The sequence below is a fragment of the Neobacillus sp. NPDC093182 genome, from assembly GCF_044754045.1.
The window spans coordinates 54,602-75,440 of record NZ_JBIVOI010000001.1 but is presented as its reverse complement, the minus strand read 5'-3'; the positions used below and the strand labels follow the sequence as shown (position 1 = coordinate 75,440).

Genomic DNA, 20,839 nt, shown 5'->3' with positions numbered 1-20,839 from the left:
TTACTTCGAATAAGAAAAGGTGTTTTTTCATGTTAAGCCTGCTGGCCAAATTTAATGAACGTCCTCTCGTCCTCAATTAACCCGCAGGAGGCACATTGAATTCGATAATCTGGTCCGTTATAAGGAAGATGAAAGGGTTCTAAATCGTTTTCGCTGTATTCTCTGACGACCTCACCGGATTGGGGGTCTAGTTTTACAGATTGAGAAACTTGTTGGATTATATTGAAACGGCTTCGATTGGTTTTACAATTTGGACATTTATAAGGTGTTGACATGATTATCTCCTTTCACAATATTATTATATTTATTTTTTGCAATAATGTTAGAAAGTATGTAACAATGCAATTGAGGATATATGGAGGTGGCTGTGTATGACGAGTAGAGACTTCAATTATGATGAATTATTAGCTGAATATCGCATGATTTGGAATAATCGTTTGCTTGCTGCCAGTGATAGAAGCAGTGAAGTCACACTAAAGGAAGCAGTGAAAAGAGAACTGCTCGATGAAAATTCCCATCCGAGAATTCGTAAAAATAAGTTCGAGAAATATTATTCTGCTATTAACAGAATCACACGGTCAACAATCTCAAATGAAGCAAAGATAGCACTCATACAATTGCATAATGGTGCTATGGAGCAAATAATAAAGGAGGGATAAAGATGAGAAAGTACTTATTTCTAATTCTTATCATTGTATCTGTATTGAGCATCAGTGCATGCAATAATAAAGAGAAAAAGGCTGATGAGCTGCCTGATTTTGTAGAGGTGGATTTGACGGTTAACCCTGAAAAAGGAAATGTCAATGAACCCATGGTTTTTGAAGCAAAGGTAACCCAAGGAGCTGAAAATGTTGAAGACGCCGATGAGGTGACCTTTGAAATTTGGCGTTCCAAAGATGAAAAGCACGAAAAAATCAAGGTGGAACATACCACAGATGGAATCTATCGTTTAGAAAAATCATTTCAGCAAGAAGGGACTTATTACATTATTTCTCACGTTACCGCTAGAGACATGCATAACATGCCTAAAAAAGTATTCGTTGTTGGAACACCTAGTGAACCAGAAGATCCAAGTGAATCGAAGAATGATATGAATATGGAAGGGCATTAAAAAGAATGCTGTGTTAATGGATACTGTTGATTTTGGAACCTGTTGATTGGAGCGGAAGGGGCTCGACTCCTGCGGGATGAACGAGCTGAGTGAGACCCCGCAGGTCGGGACGACCGAGGAGGCTCACGGGCGAGCCCGCGGAAAGCGTAGCGCCTGGAGCGCAAATCAACAGCCCAGTTTAACACAGCCAAAAGGAAAAGACAGCTGAGGGATTATATACTGTCTTTTCCTTTTTATATTTCTGACACATCAATCTGGGAATATTGAATGTCATGTGATTTTATTAATTTGATCTCGAGTATTCCGTCTCTAAATTTTGCAGATGAGCCTTTCTTTTTTACCATTGCTGGAAGCGTGATGGAATGTTTATCATCTCGCTCGGGTACGTTTTCGACCATCAACTGGTTTGCAGTATGATAGATCCGCAAATCTTTAAGGAGTGATTCATCCTTAATTGGGATCCTGACAAAAACAGAATCATGCGTTTCAAAGGATGCAGCGTTTAATGAATTTGCCTGCTGAGAGGGCTGGGGGCGAAAATGATTGACGAATTCATGAGAATTCATGGTGCTTCCGGATTGAGCAGGCATGACATTTCCCAAAATTCCTTTGATAAATTGGTCGATTTCATCAGGTTTCATTTGCTGAAGCTTATTCTTCATATCTTTATTAAAAGGAAAAAAATTAAACGGGAACATAGACTCCCCACCTTTCAGCACACTGGGCATTGATACCTTATACTATGCAGCATAGGGTGCTGGCGTTATAAATAACTAGAAATTTGAAAATATAATCAAGCCTTCCAAACATATAGTTTTAGAAAACATTATTGTGAGGTTATGGCTCGTGAAGAAAAAAACCGCTCTAATTACTGGAGGAGCTACTGGTTTAGGAAAAAAAACTGCCTGCCAGCTTGCAAAACAAGGCTATCAGTTGGCTATTAACTATCGAAACAGTAACCAAGAAGCAATACTTCTTTCAAAAGAGCTTGAAGAGAAATTCGGGAGTGATATTATTTGTATTCAAGGAGATGTTGCCATTCAGGCAAATTGTACAAGAATTGTTGAAACAGTTATTTCGGAATTTACCTCCATCGATGTTGTCATTCATAATGCAGGACCCTATGTACGTGAAAGAAAGAAACTGACGGAATACTCGTTCGATGAATGGAATTATATGATCAATGGGAATTTAAATGCCGTTTTTTATTTATCGAAAGCCATTATTCCTATTATGAGAGAGAGGCGATGGGGGAGAATCATCACAATGGGATTTGAAAGAGTGGAAACCACTCCTGGATGGGTTTACCGTTCAGCTTTTGCTGCAGCAAAAACAGGGCTGGCATCACTGACAAGAACCATTGCAATCGAAGAAGCAGCAAACGGTATAACGGCTAATATGGTTTGCCCTGGGGATATCATATCTCCTTGGAAGGAGAAAGGTATCGGGGAAGCGATCCTTAGTGAAAGCGTGCCAGTTGGAAGACAGGGAACAGGGGAGGATATTTCGCGAGTCATTTCCTTTCTTGTTGACGAAAAGTCTGACTTTATAACTGGAAGTATCATTCCTGTCACTGGAGGAATGGATGTCCTCGGAAAAGTTTATTCTCAAAAAGGTCAGTCAAAATAATGTTCCTTTTACAATTTTTTGAACTATTCTATTTTTTGGAATGATATAAGTTCCTTTTGTGGATAATAGATGTAACACATCTATGAAAGGAGCAAAATAAAATGAGTTTTAACATGAATCGTATTAATCCCAATCAAACTCAAGTATTTTTTCATGATGGTCGTTTTGAAACATTAACGAACGAGGAACTAGAAGAATTTTTGCTCCATATGGGTATTAGTGAGGTTAATTCCGCAACGGAACCAAACATAACGGATTAATGTAATTCTCTTTATAACGAAAAAAGCAATCGGCTAAAGCCGGTTGCTTTTATGCTTCTAACAAATGTGATGGTTCTTCTTGTACAGAACCATTATTGCGCATGAGGTAGAAGGAATATTGATCTTTAGGTATTTCATATAAATCATACACATCACCATCAGCATTCAACTGGTCGTAAAGTGATTTTCTCGTTTCATTTGCCTTAACAACGTAAGGGAGTTTTTCTGCAGCCTTAATAGACCTAATATTTACTTTACGAATCCTCATAAAGATGGTTTCTATTCCTAAGGTATAAAAAACTTCTTGGAAAAAGGCATCCTTCGCAGGGGCGTTATAACCTTTCCCATGATATGGCTTCCCAAGCCATGTACCTAAAAATCCTGCATTATCTTCGATATCAAAAAGGTTAATGGTCCCGATAGGGGCACCCCATTCATCAAGGATTGTCCGCGAAATTAATTCACCGCGCTCTTCAGCCTCAATTGTTTGTTTCGTCATAAAGATGAATTCTTCATAAGAAGAACATTTTTGACGCACAAAAGGGAAGACATCTGGGTGCGACATCAGTTCAAATAATACATGGCTGTCATGAAGATCTCGTTTCTTAAGCATTGAATTTCCCTCCATTTGGGCAATCCGATCCCATGTCTAAAGAAGCGGCCCACCCACGAAATTTTTTATTCAGATAAACTAAAAAATTTCGGGGTGGGAATCGAACCCACTAGAACCAGGTATTACTGGTGGCGCACCATTTGCCTTCCCTATATCATTTTTTTTGCTGCAAAAATAATGTGATTTACCCCCAGATTTTTAGGCCTTTTTCGGTTTCACTTAGAGTATCATACTAGAAAAAATAAAAAAAATAAATAGGTTTTTTGTTGTTTTTTCGAGTTTATTTATTGGCAAATTTCAACATATTTCTACTGTTCTGAGAAAACGATTTCACCACTAATCATCGTCCATTTTGGTTTTGCTAAATAATGAAAAGGATGGTGACTCCATAGAACTAAGTCTGCATCTTTTCCTTCTTCAATGCTTCCTAATTGGTGGTCTAACTTTAGATTTCTCGCGGGTAAAATGGTGATCCCTTCTAATGCTTTTTGCTCCGAAAGACCTTCTCGAACTGCAATCCCCGCACATATATTCAAATACTGAATAGGTGTATAGGGATGATCGGTTGTAATCGATACTTCGACACCATTGTTTGTGAGCTCTTGATAGGTTTTCCAGGTTTTATTTTTAAGTTCAATTTTTGATCTTCTTGTTAATGTAGGACCAACGGATACTTTTAAATTCATGCCAGAAAACTCACTGGCAATTAAATGTCCTTCGGTACAATGCTCAATTCTTAAATCTAGGTTGAATTCTTCAGCGAGACGCAATGCAGTAATAATATCATCTGCACGATGAGCGTGAATTCTAACTGGGATTTCCCTCTTTAAAGCCATAACCAGTGGTGCTACTCTTAGATTATCTGGGTCATCCGTATGGATTGCTTTATAGAACGCTTCCCGCAGCATTCCCATAATGCCCATTCGTGTTATCGAGTCATTATTCCCCTGGCTATGAATTCTTTTTGGATTTTCTCCTAATGCAAGCTTTAGACCTGCAATTTCCTGGACGATCATTTTATTTACATTTTTCCCGGTTGTTTTGATCACAGATGTGGTGCCGCCAATAACATTCGCACTTCCAGGCATGACATGAGCGGTGGTGATTCCACTTTTAATGGCATCGGAAAAGGCAGGATCTAAAGGATAGACGCCGTCTATGGCTCTAATATGAGGAGTCATTGCTTCTGCGGTCTCATTTGCGTCATTTCCAGCCCAGCCAGTTCCTTCATCATATAGACCTAAATGGGTATGAACATCAATAAAGCCTGGTAAAAGATAGAGTTGATTACATTCCATGATTTTAACGGTCGAATCGGTCGGAAGATTTTTTCCAACTTTTATGATTTTTCCATTATTAATTAGAACATCACTGTTTTTTAGTGGTTCAGATGTAATGGGATAAACTGTTGCATTTTTTAAAAGTATTTTCATGAACATTAAACCTTTCTACACGCTGGTAATATTATTTTTACTATTTTATCAACTGGAGGATTGAGTTGATAGTGGAAAATAAATGATTTTTCAAAAAAATGATGAAACCTTTTACTGATGGCAGCGTAAGTATTAGGGAAAGATAGAAAAAATTTTCCGTTGGGGGAATCATAAATGATAAAAAGCGAAGAAAGAATGCTTGCGGCCATTCTCTATGTTGTTAGTCTATTTTTTCCGATTATAGGTCCTCTAGTTATTTGGTTACTAAAGAAGGATGAGTCATCATTTATTAATTATCATGGAAGAGAATATTTTAACTTTTTCATTTCATACACAGTTTATTCCGTAATAAGCGGCATTTTAATTTTCCTTTTTGTAGGCATTTTCTTATTATGGATTTTGGGTATTATGGCCCTGGTATTTACAATCATTGCAGCAGTTAAGGCGTACGAAGGAAATGAATATCGATTCCCATTAATTTTTAGAGTTATAAATTAATAAAAATAGACCGGCCAGCCCAGCAAAATAATTTTTTGCTGGGTTTTGAACGTTTTTGTAGTTCAAACGTCATATCAATATATAAATAAAAAACCAAGGGGGCAATAGCATGGAATTATTAAAAGGAATGAACTGGGGATTGATAGCGCCATTATTTTTTATCCAGCTTATCTTATTAATCGTATCATTCGTGGACTTATTCAGAATCGAAAAGACAAATGGCCCGAAGTTGCTTTGGGTGTTTATAATTGTGTTTGTAAACATTATTGGACCAATTTTATATTTTGTAATTGGAAGGAGAAATGATTAATGTCTCTCATCCAAATTAAAGGGTTAAAGAAGAGTTTTCAAGGTAATGAAGTGATTAAGGGGCTGGATTTTGTGCTTGAAAAGGGCAAGTGTATTGCCCTTTTGGGTCCCAACGGAGCAGGTAAAACAACGACACTCCGGATGCTTTCAGGGTTAATGAAACCAACTGCGGGGTCTATTTCTTTTAGCGACGCTAAAAAGGATGGAGATATTCGCCACTTAATTGGCTACCTGCCTCAGTTCCCTGTATTTTATGACTGGATGTCAGGATTGGAATTTCTTCAATATGTCGGTAAGCTTGGTGGATTAACAAGTAAGGAGGCCAAGGAACGTTCCTTAGAGCTCCTGGAGCTGGTTGGGATAAGTGATGCAAGGAATAGGAGAGTAGGGAAATACTCTGGCGGAATGAAGCAAAGGCTCGGTATTGCACAGGCGATTATTCATCGTCCGCAGCTTGTCATGTTGGATGAGCCTGTGTCTGCATTAGATCCATTTGGCAGAAGAGAAGTATTGGAGCTCCTCGAAGGATTGAAAAAGGAGACCACGATTCTGTTCTCCACTCATATTTTGAATGACGCAGAGGAAGTTTGTGATGAAATCCTATTTTTACATAATGGAGAAATTGTGGAATCCGGAACAATGGATGATTTGCGTGAACGGCACCAGCAGGCAAAGATAGACTTGATTTTCCGTAAGAAAACGGAGGAAATAGAGAGTGTGCTTAAAAATCATCCTTTAACAAGATCCATTTTGGCAGAGGGAAATAGGATAAGTATGTTTGTGACAAATGTGGAGCTGGCGAGGAAAGAGTTATTAAAACTAATTTCGGAAAACGACTGGCAATTGGATAAATTTGAACTAAGCAGTATGACCCTTGAAGATATATTTATGAAGGTGGTGGGGAAATGAGCCAATGGTTGACGCTTTTTCAAAAAGAGATTCTTGAAATGTGGAGAAATTTCAAATGGATTTGGGTTCCAATTACCTTTATCTTATTAGGTGTTTCAGAACCATTAACAAGTTATTATTTACCGCAAATCGTCAAATCATTTGGCAATCTGCCGGATGGAGCGATTTTTGAAATACCAAAACCAACAGCAGGGGCTGTATTAGCTTCGGGTCTTAGCCAATACTCGACTATCGGGGTGTTAGTCATTATTCTTGGCACAATGGGTATCATTGCGGGAGAAAGAAAAAATGGAGTAGCAGCGATGATCCTTGTAAAGCCGGTTTCTTATTTTTCCTATGTTACTTCTAAATGGGCGGGTAGTCTTTTACTTGTGTGGATTTCTTTATTTATAGGGTACATATCAACCTGGTATTATACGGGGCAGTTATTTGATTGGGTGCCTATCGGAGAATTTTTCCAATCATTCGTTTTGTATGGATTATGGCTGACGGTTATTTTAACGGTTACAGTATTTTTTAGTGCTGCTCTTTTGTCGACCGGAATGGCAGGATTTATCTCATTGGCACTCGCTCTCGTAGTAAGTATCCTAAGCAGTGCATTTTCTCACTTACTAGAATGGAGCCCTTCGCAATTAACTAGTTATGCAAGTGCTTTGCTTATAGCGGGGGATCTTCCTGATGATACACTGCCTGCAAGTTTAACAACGCTCTTGCTCATTGTTGTCCTTTTATGGTTAAGTGTGTTCCTGTTTAAGAAAAAAGAGCTTGCCGCTTAATTAGCTGTTCTGGCATGAAAATAGAGAATTCGAAATGAAGAGGCCAGTAATTCGGCTTCTTTTTTTCTAATAAATTTTAAGAGGATACACAGAAAAACTCCTATCATTTTTTTGTCCCACGTTTAATAGAATATAGATAAGAGGGGCAGATAAGGAGTTTTCAGGATGAAAATACATGAATTTTACCGTGACAGTGCCAATATTACCTTAAATGGAAGCATAGCTGCGCTCGTTCCCGCTATCATAATCGGTGTAGGAAATTTATATTTTTTCCAAAACAATCAAATTATGTTACTAACAATACCTTTTGTTATTTACAGCTTTATTAGCTTTCAAATCTATCTCTTTAGAATGAAACAAGCTATTACAATTGATCGAAATATGCCTCAATCGACCAGCTATTATGAAAATATATTTTCAGCGAGACACCTCGTTGTTGTTTATATGAACCAGCAAGAATCTAGTGTACATCTCTTCTTTCCTGATGGACACCAGGCAGGAATGATTAAAAGATATCGACAAAAGGGCATTTTTAGAAAACCAAGAATATATGCACTCTATGATAACCACGGTGGGGCTGTTGGATTTTATAGAATAAAAAAATCAACACCATTAATGATTGCAGTCTATGATCAAAACAAGAAATATTTAGGCTGTTATGAAAAAGAGAGATTAACATGGTTGAAAACCAAGAAAGAAATGATGGATGAGTCAGGTAAATTTATTGGCTCGGTAGAAGGTTCTAAATATTTTATGGATGAATGTGTCTTAAATCAGTCGAGGCAGCAGGTAGGACGGCTGAGACGAGGATGGATGCCTCTTGAATGGAGCGGTCGATTTCCTGAGCCTAATACACCAGTACTTACGCTATTTGAAAACCTATCTGAAAAGGACAAGCTTTTAACGATGTCTTTTTTGATCAATGAATATTTTATTGAGAGATAAGGAAGTGTCATTCTCCGTGAATATTTGATAGAATAAGTTAAAAAAACGCGGAGGTTTTGGTAGTGCAAATTGAATTAATTAAAGGTCATGGATCAGGAAATGATTTTCTCTTAATTGATGAAATAACGAATTCTTATTCCTTTTCAGAAGATGAAAGAGCGAAAATTGCTACATTGTTATGTGATAGAAATTCCGATTTAGGGGCAGACGGTATTCTTTTTATCATGAATAGTAATCATGCTGATGGAAGAATGCGGGTTTTTAATACGGACGGTTCAGAAGCTTCAATGTGTGGTAACGGTCTGCGGTTAGTGGCTCGATATGTTTGTGAAATGAAGGGGCTAAATGAAGCGATTATTGAAACCATGAAGGCTGATCTAAAGGTGAGTAAACAACAGGATATCCATCCAAATGTGACAACCTACCAAGTTGAAATTTCACCGGTTTCATTCTTTTTGGAAGACCTGCCATTGAAAATAAATCAACCCAATTTACTAAATAAGAAAATTCCAGAGCTTTCACAGGAGTTAACATTTTCTGCGCTTGCGGTTCCGAATCCGCATTTAATCTCGATAGTAAATAAGGAACAATTAAAATCCGGGGTTCAAAAAGAGATTAGCGAGAAGGTAAATAATCCAAATGAGTTATTCCCTGACGGCGTGAACGTCAGCTTTGTTAATTCTTTGGTAGAGGGAAGCATTTACGTAAACACGTTTGAACGCGGGGTTGGCTTCACAAATGCCTGCGGAACAGCCATGTCAGCCTCCTCATTAGTGACATGCCTGCAAGGACTGAATAGCGTTGAAGAAATTATTAATGTGTATAATAATGGCGGCAGAGTGCAATGTGTAGTACATGAAAACGATGAAAACTACAGCATTGATTTAATCGGTAATGCAACGTATATGTACCAAGCACAGGTTAATGCTGACCTTGAACGTGTAACCTTTTCTGTGAGTTTGAAAGAAGAATTTACCGAGCAGACAACCTATGAGAAACTGCAGGCAGACGCTCAAGAGTATCTTCAGAAAGCTGGATTGTAATATTTAAATTTTAAGGTCACATAGAGAGATTCTATGTGACCTTAACTATTTCTTAGCCTTTAACACTTCCAACACCGGTCCAAAGGCCTGAATCGATTTGGTTTGAAAATAATTTTTAAACGGGTCACCTTGTTTTCTAATTCGATGTAATGCATTTTCCATGTTAAAATCGACGGGATTTAGAGAATAATCCACTTCTTCCCAATATAGTGGAGTGGCTACACCAGCATGATCATTTCCTCTCATGGAATAGGGTGCTACAATCGTTTTTCCTTCACTATGCTGAACATAGTCAACGTAAAGCCTGTTGCCGCGGTTCTTTTTCATTCGTTCCGTTGTGAACGAGTCTGGATCCTTCGAAATCAAATAATCTGCAATGAAGCTTGTGAATAAACGTGTATCTTCAAAGGAAAATACGTCCTCAGGCAAAGGCAAATAAACTTGTAATCCTTTATTACCAGACGTTTTAATAAATCCAATTAGATTTAATTGATCAAGAACCTCTTTAATTAACAATGCAGCTTTTACCGCTAAGTGAAATTCTTCCTTAGATGGAGGGTCTAAATCAAAGACAATTTCACTCGCTCCCTTACTGTGAATCGTTTGAAATGGTATATGGTATTCAATTGCAAGCTGATTTCCGAGCCAAATGAGTGTTTTTAGGTTGTTACAAACGATATAATCAATTCCTTCGGATACATGTGTCTTTACAAAATCGGGTGCATAGTCTGGGCAATTTTTTTGATAAAAAGGCTCTCCGAACATTCCATGCGGATAACGAATGACTGTTAAAATCCTATTTTCTAAAAAAGGCAGCATATAAGGTGATACTTCCCTTAAATATAGAATGAAATCTGCCTTTTGAATGTCATGGTTTTTCCAAAGCGGCTTATCGGGGTGGGTAATATCCAAATCCTCGGGTAAATTTTTTTGCTTAAAGATAAATTGTTCGTATGTACATTCCATAGGTTTTAAATCAAAACGAAAGCGGTGAAAATGTGGTTCGCGCAGCTGATTATCGTAAAGCTCTAAATATTTAATCTCCAAACAAATAGCAGGCTCAACGTAGATAAATTGATTGTCTTCACTAACCATATTCTGCTTGATCGTACTTTGAAGAGCTTGCTTTTCATCCGGTTTAAAGCCAAATAACACTTGACCAATGCCCTGAGTATTTCCATCTTTATACACTCCCACATAAAAGTACCCATTCGTCTTTTCGAATGCTGTAATAAAGCAGGAGACATATTTCCAGTTCTTGTATTTTAACCATTGTAAGGATCTCTTTCCTTCTTCCCAAAGGCTATTTTTCTGTTTTGCAATAATCCCTTCACCATCATGAAGAACGACGTTTTCCCATAATCTTGAAAAATCCTTATGGGCCTCAACTAGCTGCAGCAAATTCTCGCTGTAGGGGTCTGCTTCCAGTGGAAAATCAAGCTGCTTAAATAGTTCGATCAGCCTCGCCTTTCGTTCGTCAAATGTACTCGAATGCAGGGGTTTGCCTGCCAGGACCAGGATATCAAAAACCATTAGCCGACAAGGAGCTTTAGCAGCTTGTTCAGCAATTTTTTTAGCAGCTTTTGTCCTCCCGCGGACCTGAATGGCAGAGAAATTGGCCTTATAAGGATTTTCAAGTAAAACCAGCTCTCCATCGAGTCGAAGAGGAAGAAAAGGTTGAAATAATTTCTCTAGAGGCTCGAGAAATTCTTTTATTTCTGGGAATTGTGGCAGCAACGGCTTATCATTCCTGCTGGTTAGAGTAATCCCGTTATCATCCCAATCCAAAATCGCCCGAAATCCATCATATTTAACCTCGTACAGCCAATCAGGTTGAAGTGTTAGGTCAAAGGTTAGCGTTGGCAGCATCGGTTTCATTAATTTATTTCCTCTCTTTTTCCTTTATTTTGTTTCAAACCACGATGATTCATCCTTTACCAAATGTTTTTAGGAATTTCTTTAAAAGGAAAACCCACAATAATAGTAAAAAGATTGGAGAATTACATCATGCATACAATGTGGAAAGGCAGTATTAGTTTTGGGCTTGTAAATATTCCAATCAAGCTTCACACGGCCACTGAGGATAAAGACATTAAGCTTCGGACTTTGCATAATAAATGCCATGCACCGATTAAATATGAAAAGATTTGCACTGTATGTGAACAGGAAGTAAAACCTGAAGACATTGTTAAAGCATACGAATATACAAAAGGGAAATTCGTGGTGCTTGACCAGGAAGATCTCGAAAAGCTTCGGAAGGAGAACGAAGAAAAAGCTGTAGAGATTATTGATTTTGTCAAAATGGAAGAAATAGATCCTATCTACTTTGACCGAAGTTATTATATGTCCCCTAATGAAGGTGGCGGGAAGGCATATTCCTTGCTTCGAAAAGCTCTTCAGGAGTCACAAAAGGTTGGAATTGCAAAAATTATTATTCGGTCAAAAGAGCAAATGGCTGTCATTCGTGTGTATGAAAATACACTGGTTATGGAGACGATTCATTTTCCAGACGAAGTCCGCCGTGCGGGAGACGTTCCCAATGTCCCAGCGGATGATAAGGTCACCGATAAAGAATTAGATACAGCAATTATGTTAATTGATCAATTAACAACCGAATTTGAACCTGAAAAATATACAGATGAATACCGTACAGCATTATTAGAATTAATCGAAGCAAAACGAACCGGACAAGAAACTGTCACCCCAACAGCTAAAGAGACACCTTCAAACGTTACCGATTTAATGGCTGCACTACAGGCTTCCATTGATAGGACTAAGCCTAGAAGTGAAGGTGCTGTAAGAAAAGAACCAGCAATAAAAAAGGAAACAGCTATAAAAAGGGAAACGGCACCGAAAAAAGAAACAATAGCCAAAAAGCCTGCAGCTCCAAGGAAAAAAGCAGCACCAAAAGTAAAAAAAGAAGCATAAGTAAAAAACCGATTCGAAAATCTCGAGTCGGTTTTTTGAGACTTTCGCCTTAAAGGTAATAGTACTTTGAATCCAAGTTCTTACATATTATGATGAAAGAATGAAGAAAAATGAAGATGTGCGGGGGAGAGGCAATGGCTTATAATGTGCTTTTGTTTGCAGATCCTGGGGTTGATGATTCTTTTGCAATCATGTATGCACTATTAAACCCAAATATTAACCTTGTTGCTATTGTTAGTGGATACGGGAATACACCAAAAGAACAATCTGTTAAGAACTCGGCTTATTTAGTTGATTTAGGTGGAAGAGAGGATATTCCCATCATTGCTGGGGCAGCGGGTCCGTTATCGGGAGAACCTGTTCAGTATTATCCGGAAATTCATGGACCAGAGGGGTTGGGACCAATAAGGCCGCCTGATTCTTTTCAAAATGTAGAGGTTCATGACTTTAACAAAATCCTTGAAATCATTAATCAATATAAGGGCAGCCTTATCATCGTAAATGTTGGAAGATTAACAGAGCTTGCACTTATGTTCATCCTATACGGTGACAATGCTTTAAAGGATGTAACAGCTTTTTATATTATGGGTGGTGCATTTCTCGTTCCAGGAAATATAACTGCAGAAGCGGAAGCTAACTTTTTTTCAGATTCCATTGCCGCAAGAATCGTTATGGAAAAGGCGCATAATGTTTATCTTTATCCATTGAATATTACGAATAGAGCCATCATAACGCCGGATGTAGTCGAAATTCTTACAGAAAACAGTCCAACACCTTTTAGGTCATTACTAAAACCGACATTTGATTATTATTTTAAAGCCTATCAAAAAAATGTTCCCGGTATTAAAGGTGCTCCCATTCATGATGTTGTCCCCTTAATGGCAATAACCAATCCTGATATTTTCAAATATATACCGCGAAGAGTAAGGGTAGAGGAATTTGGAAATGCAAAAGGGAAGAGTATCGCTGATTTTCGTCCAAAACCCGATTCGGAGCCCCCAGAAACTATAGATTTCATCGCTATGGAAGCTGACATCCAAAAGTTTGTCGAAAACTTTATGGAAGTCTTTTTAAAAGGGGAGTATGAAAAAAAATAAATATCCTGTTGTTTTTTTATAGTTAGTGGCTTGCTAGTATGCTATACTGTAAATTTAATTGACTTTTAGACTTATAAAGGGTATAATTAAGGTACGCTTTTAAGTTCGTGTAAATATTTATTGGTTTAAAGTAGTCGTAACTGCACGATGTGTGGGTGATGTCTATTACCCAGTGCATTACGACTTTTTGATTTTTTAAATGGTTATGTGCTTAAAGTGAACAAATCTTTGGGGGTTCTATTGATGAATAACGGTAAAGTAAAATGGTTTAATGCAGAAAAAGGATTTGGATTTATTGAAGCTGATGGCGGTCAAGACGTATTCGTACACTTCTCTGCTATCCAAACAGAAGGCTTCAAATCTTTAGAAGAAGGTCAATCAGTATCTTTTGAAATCGTTGAAGGTGCTCGTGGACCACAAGCTGCTAACGTAGTTAAAGCTTAATTCATGAAAAATAAAAAGGTGGTGCAATGATAAGGCATCACCTTTTTATCTTTATAAAGATGTTATATTTATCTTAATCAAAGTGTCAAACAGTCTTGCAAAAAGTACAAGGGGTGATCATTTTGGCGTTTGGTAGAAGAAATGATGAAGAAGTAAAGCTTGAAGAAACTAAAATTTGGGAATGTAATTCAGATAATTGTAAATGCTGGATTCGTGACAATTTTAAGAGCACTGAAGTGCCCCTCTGTCCAATATGCAAAAGTGAAATGAGCCTTACCTCTAAAGAATTACAGGTCATTCATAATCATAGTAAAAACTTTATGTAATAACCATAAGAAAAAGCAGGGGGTAATTCCTCTGCTTTTTCTTATGAATTAATGTTTTCCTTACAATAATTAAACACGGTTAATTCCTCGTCTTCTTCAAGAGCAAAGTCTAAAACCTTTTCTGTGCCTCTTTCATAAAGATGATAATGGGAAATTCTAGGTCCCTTTTCATCTATTATTAACAGTACCTTAATTCCAACACCTTTTTCAGAGAAAAGTTCATCCTCTTCCTCTACTTCTATTTCAAGAAAAAATTCATAGCGGTCGCCCGATAATAATCCAAATGGATCTACAAGTTTTTCAACTGTATGACCAGTTATATTCAATGAAATCATCCTTTGCAAAATATTTTCTTTTTTATTATATACATATTTCGGGATTAACAAGAAACAAATGACACTATTCGACCTCAAATTGTTATCAAAATATGGATGATTATTATGAAATAAGTGTGAACGATGTGAAATTTAATATTTATTTAATAACTATAAAGTAAAATTGAGTTATAGGAGTACGTGAAAGAATTAGGTGAAAACTGCATTTCTTACTTGTGAATATTTTCACAATCAAAGAAAAAGGAGGCAATTATCAATGTCTAAAGATAATCCTGTAAGGAGCTTATTGGCTAATAAAATGCAGCGCAGGAAATTTTTAAAATGGTCGGGGGCAATAGGTGTCCCAGTTATCGCTGGAGGCGTAGGAACAAAATTATTGCTCGACAAACAAGAAGAAGAAAACGTTGCAAGTGCCAGTGAGTGGGATAAGGTTGTTTCGACCTGCAGTATCAATAATTGTGGAGGCCGCTGTGTAATAAAGGCATATGTAAAGGACGGTGTAGTGGTACGTGTAGCAACCGACACTCAGGAAAGCGGTGATCCAAGCATTCCTGCACTTCGAGCGTGTGTCCGTGGACGAAATTATCGTAATCTGCTTTATCACCCTGACCGTCTTAAGTATCCGATGAAACGGATAGGAAAGCGGGGCGAAGGCAAATTTGAAAGAATCTCATGGGAAGAAGCAATAGATACGATTGCCTCTGAGATTAAACGAATTGGTGATACATATGGTCCGGAATCAAGATATGTCAATTACGCTTCTGGACAAAGCTGGGGGCTGCATAGCGGCAGAAATAGTGCGCGAAAGGTATTAGCACTAACTGGAGGCTACTTAAATTACCGGAATGACTATAGTTCCGGGGCAGGAAATGTGGCAACACCCTATACCTATGGCACGAACAATTCAGGAAGCAGCTTTGATTCCTTATTACATTCTAAGTACATTATTCTTTGGGGACAAAATCCTTCAGAAATGATTTTCTCGACTCCATATCGTGATTATTTAATGCAGGCAAAGAAAAACGGAGCAAAAATTATTCTAATTGACCCTCGATATACGGATACCGCTATTGCATTTGCTGATGAGTGGATCCCAATTAAACCAACAACTGATAACGCGATGATGGACGCAATGGGCTATGTGATAGTAACTGAAAAATTACATAATCAAGCATTCCTTGATAAGTACTGTATAGGGTTTGATGGCGACCATATGCCTGAAGGAATCGCAAAAGAAGAGTCAGTGAAAAGCTATCTGTTAGGTGAAAAAGATGGAGTAGTGAAAACACCAGAATGGGCAGAAAAAATATGCGGCGTGCCTGCTGAAAAAATCCGTGAAATCGCAAGAAATTATGCAACGATAAAGCCAGCAGCACTTATTCAAGGCTGGGCCGCACAAAGGCAGGCATATGGTGAACAATTTATGCGCGGTGGTGCACAGCTTGCTTGTATTACAGGGAATGTAGGCAAACTTGGGGGCTGGGCAGCTGGAACAGGGTACTGGAGCCGGGCTGATATTGTTTATCCATTTAAAGTAGAAAATCCAGTAAAGGCTTCTATTCCTTGTTTTCTCTGGACAAAGGCTGTGGAACAAGGCACGGAGATGACAGCAGCAGACGGTCTTCAAGGAACAGATAAATTAACAACGAATATTAAAATGATTTTTAATATGGCAGGGAATATGCTGGTTAACCAGCACGCTGATATTAATAAAACAACAAGTTTATTAGAGGATGAAAGCAAAGTAGAATTTATCTGTGTCAGTGATCTTTTTTTGACCCCAAGTGCTAAATATGCAGATATTGTTCTTCCTGGCACAACCTTTTTTGAAAGATACGATATAGGGGTGCCTTGGTGTTTTGGTGATTACGTCGTTTTTGGTGATAAAACGATTGATCCGCTTTATGAATGTCGAAATGAATATGATGTATTTGCAGATGTAGCAGATAAATTAGGGGTTAAGGAACAATTTACTGAGGGCAGGACGATACTCGATCTGGTAAAAGAAAGTGTTAAGAGAACACGTGAGGAGCTAGATCCAAACTTCCCTACATTTGAAGAGTTCAGGGAAAAAGGTGTTCACCATTTTAAATTTGATGAACCGCTTGTGGGCTTCAAAGCGCAAATTGATGACCTAGAAAATAATCCTTTTGAAACACCTTCAGGAAAAATTGAATTATTCTCTAAAACACTTTGGGATATGAATCAGCATGAAGAGATACCAGCGATTGCTAAATATATATCTTCATGGGAAGGCCCGGAAGATCCATTAATTGAGAAGTACCCATTACAGCTCATTAGCTGGCATTATAAGCGAAGATGTCATTCCACTTATGATAACATGCCGTGGCTTGAGGAAGCAGCGAAGCAAGAAATGTGGTTAAATCCTAAAGACGCCGAGAAGCGTGGAATCAAGGATGGAGATAGAGTTCAAGTATGTAATGAGCGGGGAAGCTTGTATATTGATGTGAAGGTAACAACTCGTATCACTCCGGGAGTGGCTGGTATTCCACAAGGTGCATGGTATACACCTGACAAAACAGGCATAGACCAAAGGGGATCGGTAAACGTGTTAACATCCCAGCGGCCGACTCCTCTAGCAAAATCAAATCCGCAATTAACAAACCTTGTTGAAGTGAAAAAAGCTTAAGGAGGGATTATTTTGGGACAAATAGGATTTTATATCAATCAAAGTATCTGTCAAGGCTGTAAGGCTTGCAGTGTCGCTTGTAAAGATAAAAACAATACAGAAGTAGGGATCAACTTTCGCAGGGTTTACACGAAAGAAGAGGGAGCCTATGTGCAGCAGCCAAATGGCGGAGTTGTCCATAACGTGAAATCATATTATTTTTCAATTGCCTGTAATCATTGTGAACAGCCTGCTTGTCTATTAAGCTGTCCTACAGGTGCGATTACTAAGAATAATGATAATGGAGTCGTTACCATTGATCAGGAGATTTGTGCTGGTGCTCAACTATGTGTCAAGGCTTGTCCATATGGCGGACCACAGTACAACAAAGAGACCTTTAAATCGAACAAATGTAATTTCTGTATGGACCTTCAGGAAAAGGGGGAAGACCCCGTCTGTGTTGCAACATGTCCATTAGGAGCTATTGAATTTGGACCAATAGAAGAACTTCGAAAAAAATTCGGAGATATCAGACAAATAAAAGGAATGCCCAGCCCGACGATAACGAAACCGAACATCGTGTTTACACCTCATCGCGACGCTAGGTTAATTTAAAGAAACCGAAAATAAGTTGGTGAAAAGATGTAAATCCTCGTAAATTGGCTTGAGAGCTTACATGAAGAAATGAACGTTACCACTAAATGTTTAAGAGTACGGAACCGGAAATCAACTTGCACTTACTGTGTAGAAAACTGTGAACACAACGCTATTGAAATAAAGGATGTCATACTCATTGATACAAATAAGTGTACATTATGTGGGGAATGTATGATTGCTTGTCCGTTATCTGCCATTGAGGGCATTGCGAGTAACCGTTATTTCGAAAAAGGAAGCTTAGTCTTTGATGAAAGCTGCACACCTTCATTAAAAGAATTGCTCATTTATAAAAAAAGAGGAATGACATCGATTCAAGCTGCCTATCCATTAAACCATGAATGGGAAGCAGTATTAGCTAATGCAAATGAACATTTACAATTACTCAATGAAAGTCCCATTGCGGTTTTCGGCAAGGTTAGAGATGAGGTGCTTTCACGAAGAGCTTTCTTTGGTTCTTTTCAAAAGGAAGGAAAACGCCTTACTAAAAGGATGGCTCCTGCATCCTGGCAAATGGAGCAGGATGACTGGAAGATAACTAAATATTTTCCTGACTTTCAATTTTACTCTGTTAAAATGGATAAGAATCAATGCACACTCTGTCAGGCATGCTTTTCACTCTGTCCGGAGGACGTATTTCAAATTAAGGATAACAAACTTGTAATTGAAAATGGAAAGTGTGTAAATTGTACTTCTTGTACCGATGTTTGTTCTGAAAATGCGATTGAAATAAATCCAGATATTAAAAGGAAAAAAGAACAATTTGAACCTGTACATTCTAACACTTGTAAAGACTGTGGACATAGCTTTTACACCTTTGGGAAAGAAACAGAGAAATGTCATGTCTGTGCCAATCGTGATCCAGACTGGCTTAGTCCATATTAAAAATTTTTACCGTATGATATAACTCCATTTGGTTAAATTAAAGCCATCTTGAGCATGGGTGGTGAGAATGTTGACAAAACGGAATATAAAAACAAAATCTGGACTGCAGACCGCAAAAAGCTTAACGAACTCAGAGTTCTCAAATGAAATGACTCCACAAAATAAAAAGGCTAAGAAAGAAAAGCCTCACACATAATGGTTAGGGAAAGATGAAGAGCGCTGGGAAAGTCCCAGCGCTCGTTTTTAGTTCTGACTTTTAGCTCCAGGCTTTATAGCGATCAAAGCAACAAAAGCTGCAATGATACTGAGTCCACTAAGTGTTATAAAGATCCAGTGAGTTGCTTGTTTCATTAACAAGGCAATAATCGGAGGGCCGGCTGCAACTCCGATAAATCTCATCGAACTGTAAATCGAAGAAATCGTTCCACGCTCTTCCTTTTCAATTCCTTCAGTGATTAAGGCATCTAAACATGGAAGACCGATTCCGATGCCAACTCCGGCTATTAAAAACATAGTGAGCATGAACCAGAGCTTAATCGAAAACCAAAGAGCGAGGATAGATACAGCAGCTGCAATAATTCCACCGAAGGTGAGCCATTTCATTAGGACCTTATTTTTTTTGATCGCTTTTCCTGCTATAAAGGAGGCCAAACAAAGTGCTCCAAGCGGCAATGCTAAAAATAAACCTTTTTTCAGATCTTTAATTCCATATTTGGTTTCGAATATTTCCGAAAGGTAAAAAAGTATACCAAATAGAACTAACATCAAGATTCCGCCAATAAAAAAGATAGCGTATAACCATTTCCCTTTTTCAGTAAAGGTTTTCTTTACATTTGTAAAAAATTGTTTGAATGGAATTGGTGTTTTTCGAGTCTTTGGACTCTTTACTAAAAACATTACCATGATGACCGAAATGGTACAAAAGACTGGGAATGAAAAGAAAGGTAAAAACCAAATAAATCCTGCCAGCAAGGAACCTAAAATCGGGCTCAGAACCTTGCCAAATGTATTAGAGGTTTCAATTAAACCTAGACAACTGCTTACATCATCTTCATTTTTGAACATGTCGCCAACCAATGGGAGTACAATTGGCATAGCTCCGGCTGCTCCCACACCTTGGAGGGCGCGTCCGGCTAATATGACCCAATAGGCGTTTTCCAACTTCCAAGCGGCCCATCCTGAAATTAAACCGCCTATTCCTGCTATAATAAGACTTGGAATAATTACTTTTTTTCTTCCAATATGATCTGATAAATACCCGGCAACAGGGATTAAGAAAATCGCAACGACGGAATAAACCGTTATAATCATACTCGTTTGGAATGCTGTGATGGCTAATTCTTTTTCCATTGAGGGCAGAACTGGTATTAACATGGAATTACCTAAGGTCATCACTAACGGAATGGATGAAAGTGAGAGTATTGCCCACTTTTGCTTGGATAGTTCCCCTGGTTTTTTCTTTTTTTCAGCTGAAGAGGATTTATTTCTCACAGCCTCTGAACTCGGGCATAATCGTTCAATATGATCCATTTCTCTACTATCCCGCCTTCATTATGATGTGCTAACGTTAATATTGACATCTTTATTTCAAAATAACTATCAAACAACAATCCTTTAAATGGAATATCCTAAAATTGAATTTTCTAAAAATTAATGTTGACAGTAAGGTTTAAAATGGTTTAATATAAAAATCAATAAATGAAGGGCAATGATGAAGAGTAGTAACTTTTACGAATTCTTTAGAGAGCTGACGGCTGGTGCAAGTCAGTGTAGACGTATTAGTGAATGGACTTCGGAGCCTCCAAACCGAACCTCCTATAGGGTCAGTAGGCTTTGGCGAAAACCTCATCGTTACAAGGGGCAGATATTCAAGCAAATAATTGCTTCGATATCGGTAAAGTGAGCTGATTTTTGGCTAATGAAGGTGGCACCACGGGTCTTCCGTCCTTTTTGGATGGAGGGCCCTTTTTGTTTTTAATTTTATAAAAAGAAATCGTTGATCAAGAGGAGTACAC

Annotated in this window: 25 protein-coding genes and 2 other annotated features (1 of these 27 only partly in view); of the genes, 18 read left to right on the top strand and 7 right to left on the bottom strand. The window is 38.1% G+C overall.

All coding sequences use genetic code 11. The features are described 5' to 3' along the window. Nucleotides 1–32 precede the first annotated feature (32 nt). Complete coding sequence (locus ACIQAA_RS00375; protein ID WP_307194834.1) at nucleotides 33–275, bottom strand: DNA alkylation repair protein; 243 nt, start codon at nucleotides 273–275, stop codon at nucleotides 33–35. Between the two features lie 96 nt (nucleotides 276–371). Here ACIQAA_RS00375 and ACIQAA_RS00370 point away from each other — a divergent pair, with 96 nt between their 5' ends. Then, nucleotides 372–659 (top strand): hypothetical protein, encoded by a 288-nt coding sequence (locus ACIQAA_RS00370; protein WP_402613541.1) that lies wholly within the window; start codon nucleotides 372–374, stop codon nucleotides 657–659. Between the two features lie 2 nt (nucleotides 660–661). After that, a complete protein-coding gene (locus ACIQAA_RS00365; protein WP_402613539.1) occupies nucleotides 662–1,111 on the top strand; it encodes a FixH family protein in 450 nt (149 codons plus the stop codon). A 233-nt stretch (nucleotides 1,112–1,344) separates the two neighbouring features. Here ACIQAA_RS00365 and ACIQAA_RS00360 read toward each other — a convergent pair whose 3' ends face one another. Next, on the bottom strand, nucleotides 1,345–1,809 hold the full coding sequence (locus ACIQAA_RS00360; RefSeq protein WP_402613537.1) for an Hsp20/alpha crystallin family protein: 465 nt from the start codon (nucleotides 1,807–1,809) through the stop codon (nucleotides 1,345–1,347). Nucleotides 1,810–1,957: 148 nt separating this feature from the next. Here ACIQAA_RS00360 and ACIQAA_RS00355 point away from each other — a divergent pair, with 148 nt between their 5' ends. Both ACIQAA_RS00355 and ACIQAA_RS00350 read left to right on the top strand, forming a co-directional pair. After that, nucleotides 1,958–2,740: an SDR family oxidoreductase gene (locus ACIQAA_RS00355; RefSeq protein ID WP_402613535.1), complete on the top strand. Its 783-nt coding sequence runs from the start codon at nucleotides 1,958–1,960 to the stop codon at nucleotides 2,738–2,740. Nucleotides 2,741–2,841: 101 nt separating this feature from the next. Next, nucleotides 2,842–3,000 carry a hypothetical protein gene (locus ACIQAA_RS00350; protein WP_402613533.1) on the top strand — a complete coding sequence of 53 codons (159 nt, stop codon included), beginning with the start codon at nucleotides 2,842–2,844 and terminating at the stop codon, nucleotides 2,998–3,000. Nucleotides 3,001–3,049: 49 nt separating this feature from the next. On the opposite strand, the gene ACIQAA_RS00345 is transcribed toward ACIQAA_RS00350, so the two are convergent. Both ACIQAA_RS00345 and ACIQAA_RS00340 read right to left on the bottom strand, forming a co-directional pair. Then, a complete protein-coding gene (locus ACIQAA_RS00345) occupies nucleotides 3,050–3,613 on the bottom strand; it encodes a GNAT family N-acetyltransferase (RefSeq protein WP_402613531.1) in 564 nt (187 codons plus the stop codon). Between the two features lie 308 nt (nucleotides 3,614–3,921). Continuing rightward, the gene (locus ACIQAA_RS00340; protein ID WP_402613529.1) at nucleotides 3,922–5,046 is read right to left on the bottom strand and encodes an amidohydrolase; all 1,125 of its coding nucleotides are present in this window, start codon (nucleotides 5,044–5,046) and stop codon (nucleotides 3,922–3,924) included. A gap of 174 nt (nucleotides 5,047–5,220) precedes the next feature. Between ACIQAA_RS00340 and ACIQAA_RS00335 the strand changes: the two genes are divergently transcribed. From ACIQAA_RS00335 to dapF, 6 genes are all read left to right on the top strand, one after another. Beyond that, nucleotides 5,221–5,544 (top strand): DUF4870 domain-containing protein, encoded by a 324-nt coding sequence (locus tag ACIQAA_RS00335; RefSeq protein WP_402613527.1) that lies wholly within the window; start codon nucleotides 5,221–5,223, stop codon nucleotides 5,542–5,544. 109 nt (nucleotides 5,545–5,653) lie between these two features. Then, the gene (locus ACIQAA_RS00330; RefSeq protein ID WP_402613525.1) at nucleotides 5,654–5,854 is read left to right on the top strand and encodes a PLDc N-terminal domain-containing protein; all 201 of its coding nucleotides are present in this window, start codon (nucleotides 5,654–5,656) and stop codon (nucleotides 5,852–5,854) included. Further along, on the top strand, nucleotides 5,854–6,762 hold the full coding sequence (locus ACIQAA_RS00325; RefSeq protein WP_402613523.1) for an ABC transporter ATP-binding protein: 909 nt from the start codon (nucleotides 5,854–5,856) through the stop codon (nucleotides 6,760–6,762). The genes ACIQAA_RS00330 and ACIQAA_RS00325 overlap by 1 nt, the downstream gene beginning before the upstream one ends. Continuing rightward, nucleotides 6,759–7,538: an ABC transporter permease gene (locus ACIQAA_RS00320; RefSeq protein WP_402613521.1), complete on the top strand. Its 780-nt coding sequence runs from the start codon at nucleotides 6,759–6,761 to the stop codon at nucleotides 7,536–7,538. Before ACIQAA_RS00325 ends, ACIQAA_RS00320 begins: the two co-directional genes overlap by 4 nt. A 165-nt stretch (nucleotides 7,539–7,703) precedes the next feature. Beyond that, nucleotides 7,704–8,483: a hypothetical protein gene (locus ACIQAA_RS00315; protein ID WP_402613519.1), complete on the top strand. Its 780-nt coding sequence runs from the start codon at nucleotides 7,704–7,706 to the stop codon at nucleotides 8,481–8,483. A 62-nt stretch (nucleotides 8,484–8,545) separates the two neighbouring features. Further along, entirely contained in the window at nucleotides 8,546–9,526 is a 981-nt protein-coding gene (gene dapF / locus ACIQAA_RS00310; protein ID WP_402613517.1) for a diaminopimelate epimerase, read from the top strand. A 45-nt stretch (nucleotides 9,527–9,571) separates the two neighbouring features. On the opposite strand, the gene ACIQAA_RS00305 is transcribed toward dapF, so the two are convergent. After that, nucleotides 9,572–11,404: a DNA ligase D gene (locus ACIQAA_RS00305; RefSeq protein ID WP_402613515.1), complete on the bottom strand. Its 1,833-nt coding sequence runs from the start codon at nucleotides 11,402–11,404 to the stop codon at nucleotides 9,572–9,574. A gap of 129 nt (nucleotides 11,405–11,533) precedes the next feature. Here ACIQAA_RS00305 and ku point away from each other — a divergent pair, with 129 nt between their 5' ends. From ku to ACIQAA_RS00285, 4 genes are all read left to right on the top strand, one after another. Next, nucleotides 11,534–12,454 (top strand): non-homologous end joining protein Ku, encoded by a 921-nt coding sequence (gene ku, locus ACIQAA_RS00300; RefSeq protein ID WP_402613513.1) that lies wholly within the window; start codon nucleotides 11,534–11,536, stop codon nucleotides 12,452–12,454. A gap of 134 nt (nucleotides 12,455–12,588) precedes the next feature. Further along, nucleotides 12,589–13,551 carry a nucleoside hydrolase gene (locus tag ACIQAA_RS00295; protein ID WP_402613511.1) on the top strand — a complete coding sequence of 321 codons (963 nt, stop codon included), beginning with the start codon at nucleotides 12,589–12,591 and terminating at the stop codon, nucleotides 13,549–13,551. Nucleotides 13,552–13,794: 243 nt separating this feature from the next. Then, nucleotides 13,795–13,995, top strand: a complete 201-nt coding sequence (cspD, locus tag ACIQAA_RS00290; protein WP_402615541.1) for a cold-shock protein CspD — start codon at nucleotides 13,795–13,797, stop codon at nucleotides 13,993–13,995. A 122-nt stretch (nucleotides 13,996–14,117) separates the two neighbouring features. Further along, nucleotides 14,118–14,321, top strand: a complete 204-nt coding sequence (locus ACIQAA_RS00285; RefSeq protein ID WP_402613509.1) for a cold-shock protein — start codon at nucleotides 14,118–14,120, stop codon at nucleotides 14,319–14,321. Nucleotides 14,322–14,362: 41 nt separating this feature from the next. Here ACIQAA_RS00285 and ACIQAA_RS00280 read toward each other — a convergent pair whose 3' ends face one another. After that, nucleotides 14,363–14,656 carry a DUF6509 family protein gene (locus ACIQAA_RS00280; protein WP_402615538.1) on the bottom strand — a complete coding sequence of 98 codons (294 nt, stop codon included), beginning with the start codon at nucleotides 14,654–14,656 and terminating at the stop codon, nucleotides 14,363–14,365. A gap of 256 nt (nucleotides 14,657–14,912) precedes the next feature. On the opposite strand from ACIQAA_RS00280, the gene ACIQAA_RS00275 reads away from it, so the two are divergent. The 4 genes from ACIQAA_RS00275 to ACIQAA_RS00260 all read left to right on the top strand — a co-directional run bounded on the left by ACIQAA_RS00275 (nucleotide 14,913) and on the right by ACIQAA_RS00260 (nucleotide 19,020). Beyond that, nucleotides 14,913–17,306: a DMSO/selenate family reductase complex A subunit gene (locus tag ACIQAA_RS00275; protein WP_402613507.1), complete on the top strand. Its 2,394-nt coding sequence runs from the start codon at nucleotides 14,913–14,915 to the stop codon at nucleotides 17,304–17,306. A 12-nt stretch (nucleotides 17,307–17,318) separates the two neighbouring features. Beyond that, entirely contained in the window at nucleotides 17,319–17,900 is a 582-nt protein-coding gene (locus ACIQAA_RS00270) for a DMSO/selenate family reductase complex B subunit (protein WP_402613505.1), read from the top strand. A 69-nt stretch (nucleotides 17,901–17,969) separates the two neighbouring features. After that, nucleotides 17,970–18,824, top strand: coding sequence for a DUF362 domain-containing protein (locus tag ACIQAA_RS00265; RefSeq protein WP_402613503.1), 855 nt, complete (start codon nucleotides 17,970–17,972; stop codon nucleotides 18,822–18,824). A gap of 70 nt (nucleotides 18,825–18,894) precedes the next feature. After that, on the top strand, nucleotides 18,895–19,020 hold the full coding sequence (locus tag ACIQAA_RS00260; RefSeq protein ID WP_402615618.1) for a hypothetical protein: 126 nt from the start codon (nucleotides 18,895–18,897) through the stop codon (nucleotides 19,018–19,020). A gap of 47 nt (nucleotides 19,021–19,067) precedes the next feature. Here ACIQAA_RS00260 and bcbE read toward each other — a convergent pair whose 3' ends face one another. Then, on the bottom strand, nucleotides 19,068–20,354 hold the full coding sequence (gene bcbE, locus ACIQAA_RS00255; RefSeq protein WP_402613502.1) for a bacillibactin exporter BcbE: 1,287 nt from the start codon (nucleotides 20,352–20,354) through the stop codon (nucleotides 19,068–19,070). A 169-nt stretch (nucleotides 20,355–20,523) separates the two neighbouring features. Next, nucleotides 20,524–20,776, top strand: a binding site (T-box leader). Nucleotides 20,777–20,811: 35 nt separating this feature from the next. Beyond that, nucleotides 20,812–20,839 (top strand) — a binding site (T-box leader); it runs 225 nt beyond the window's last position.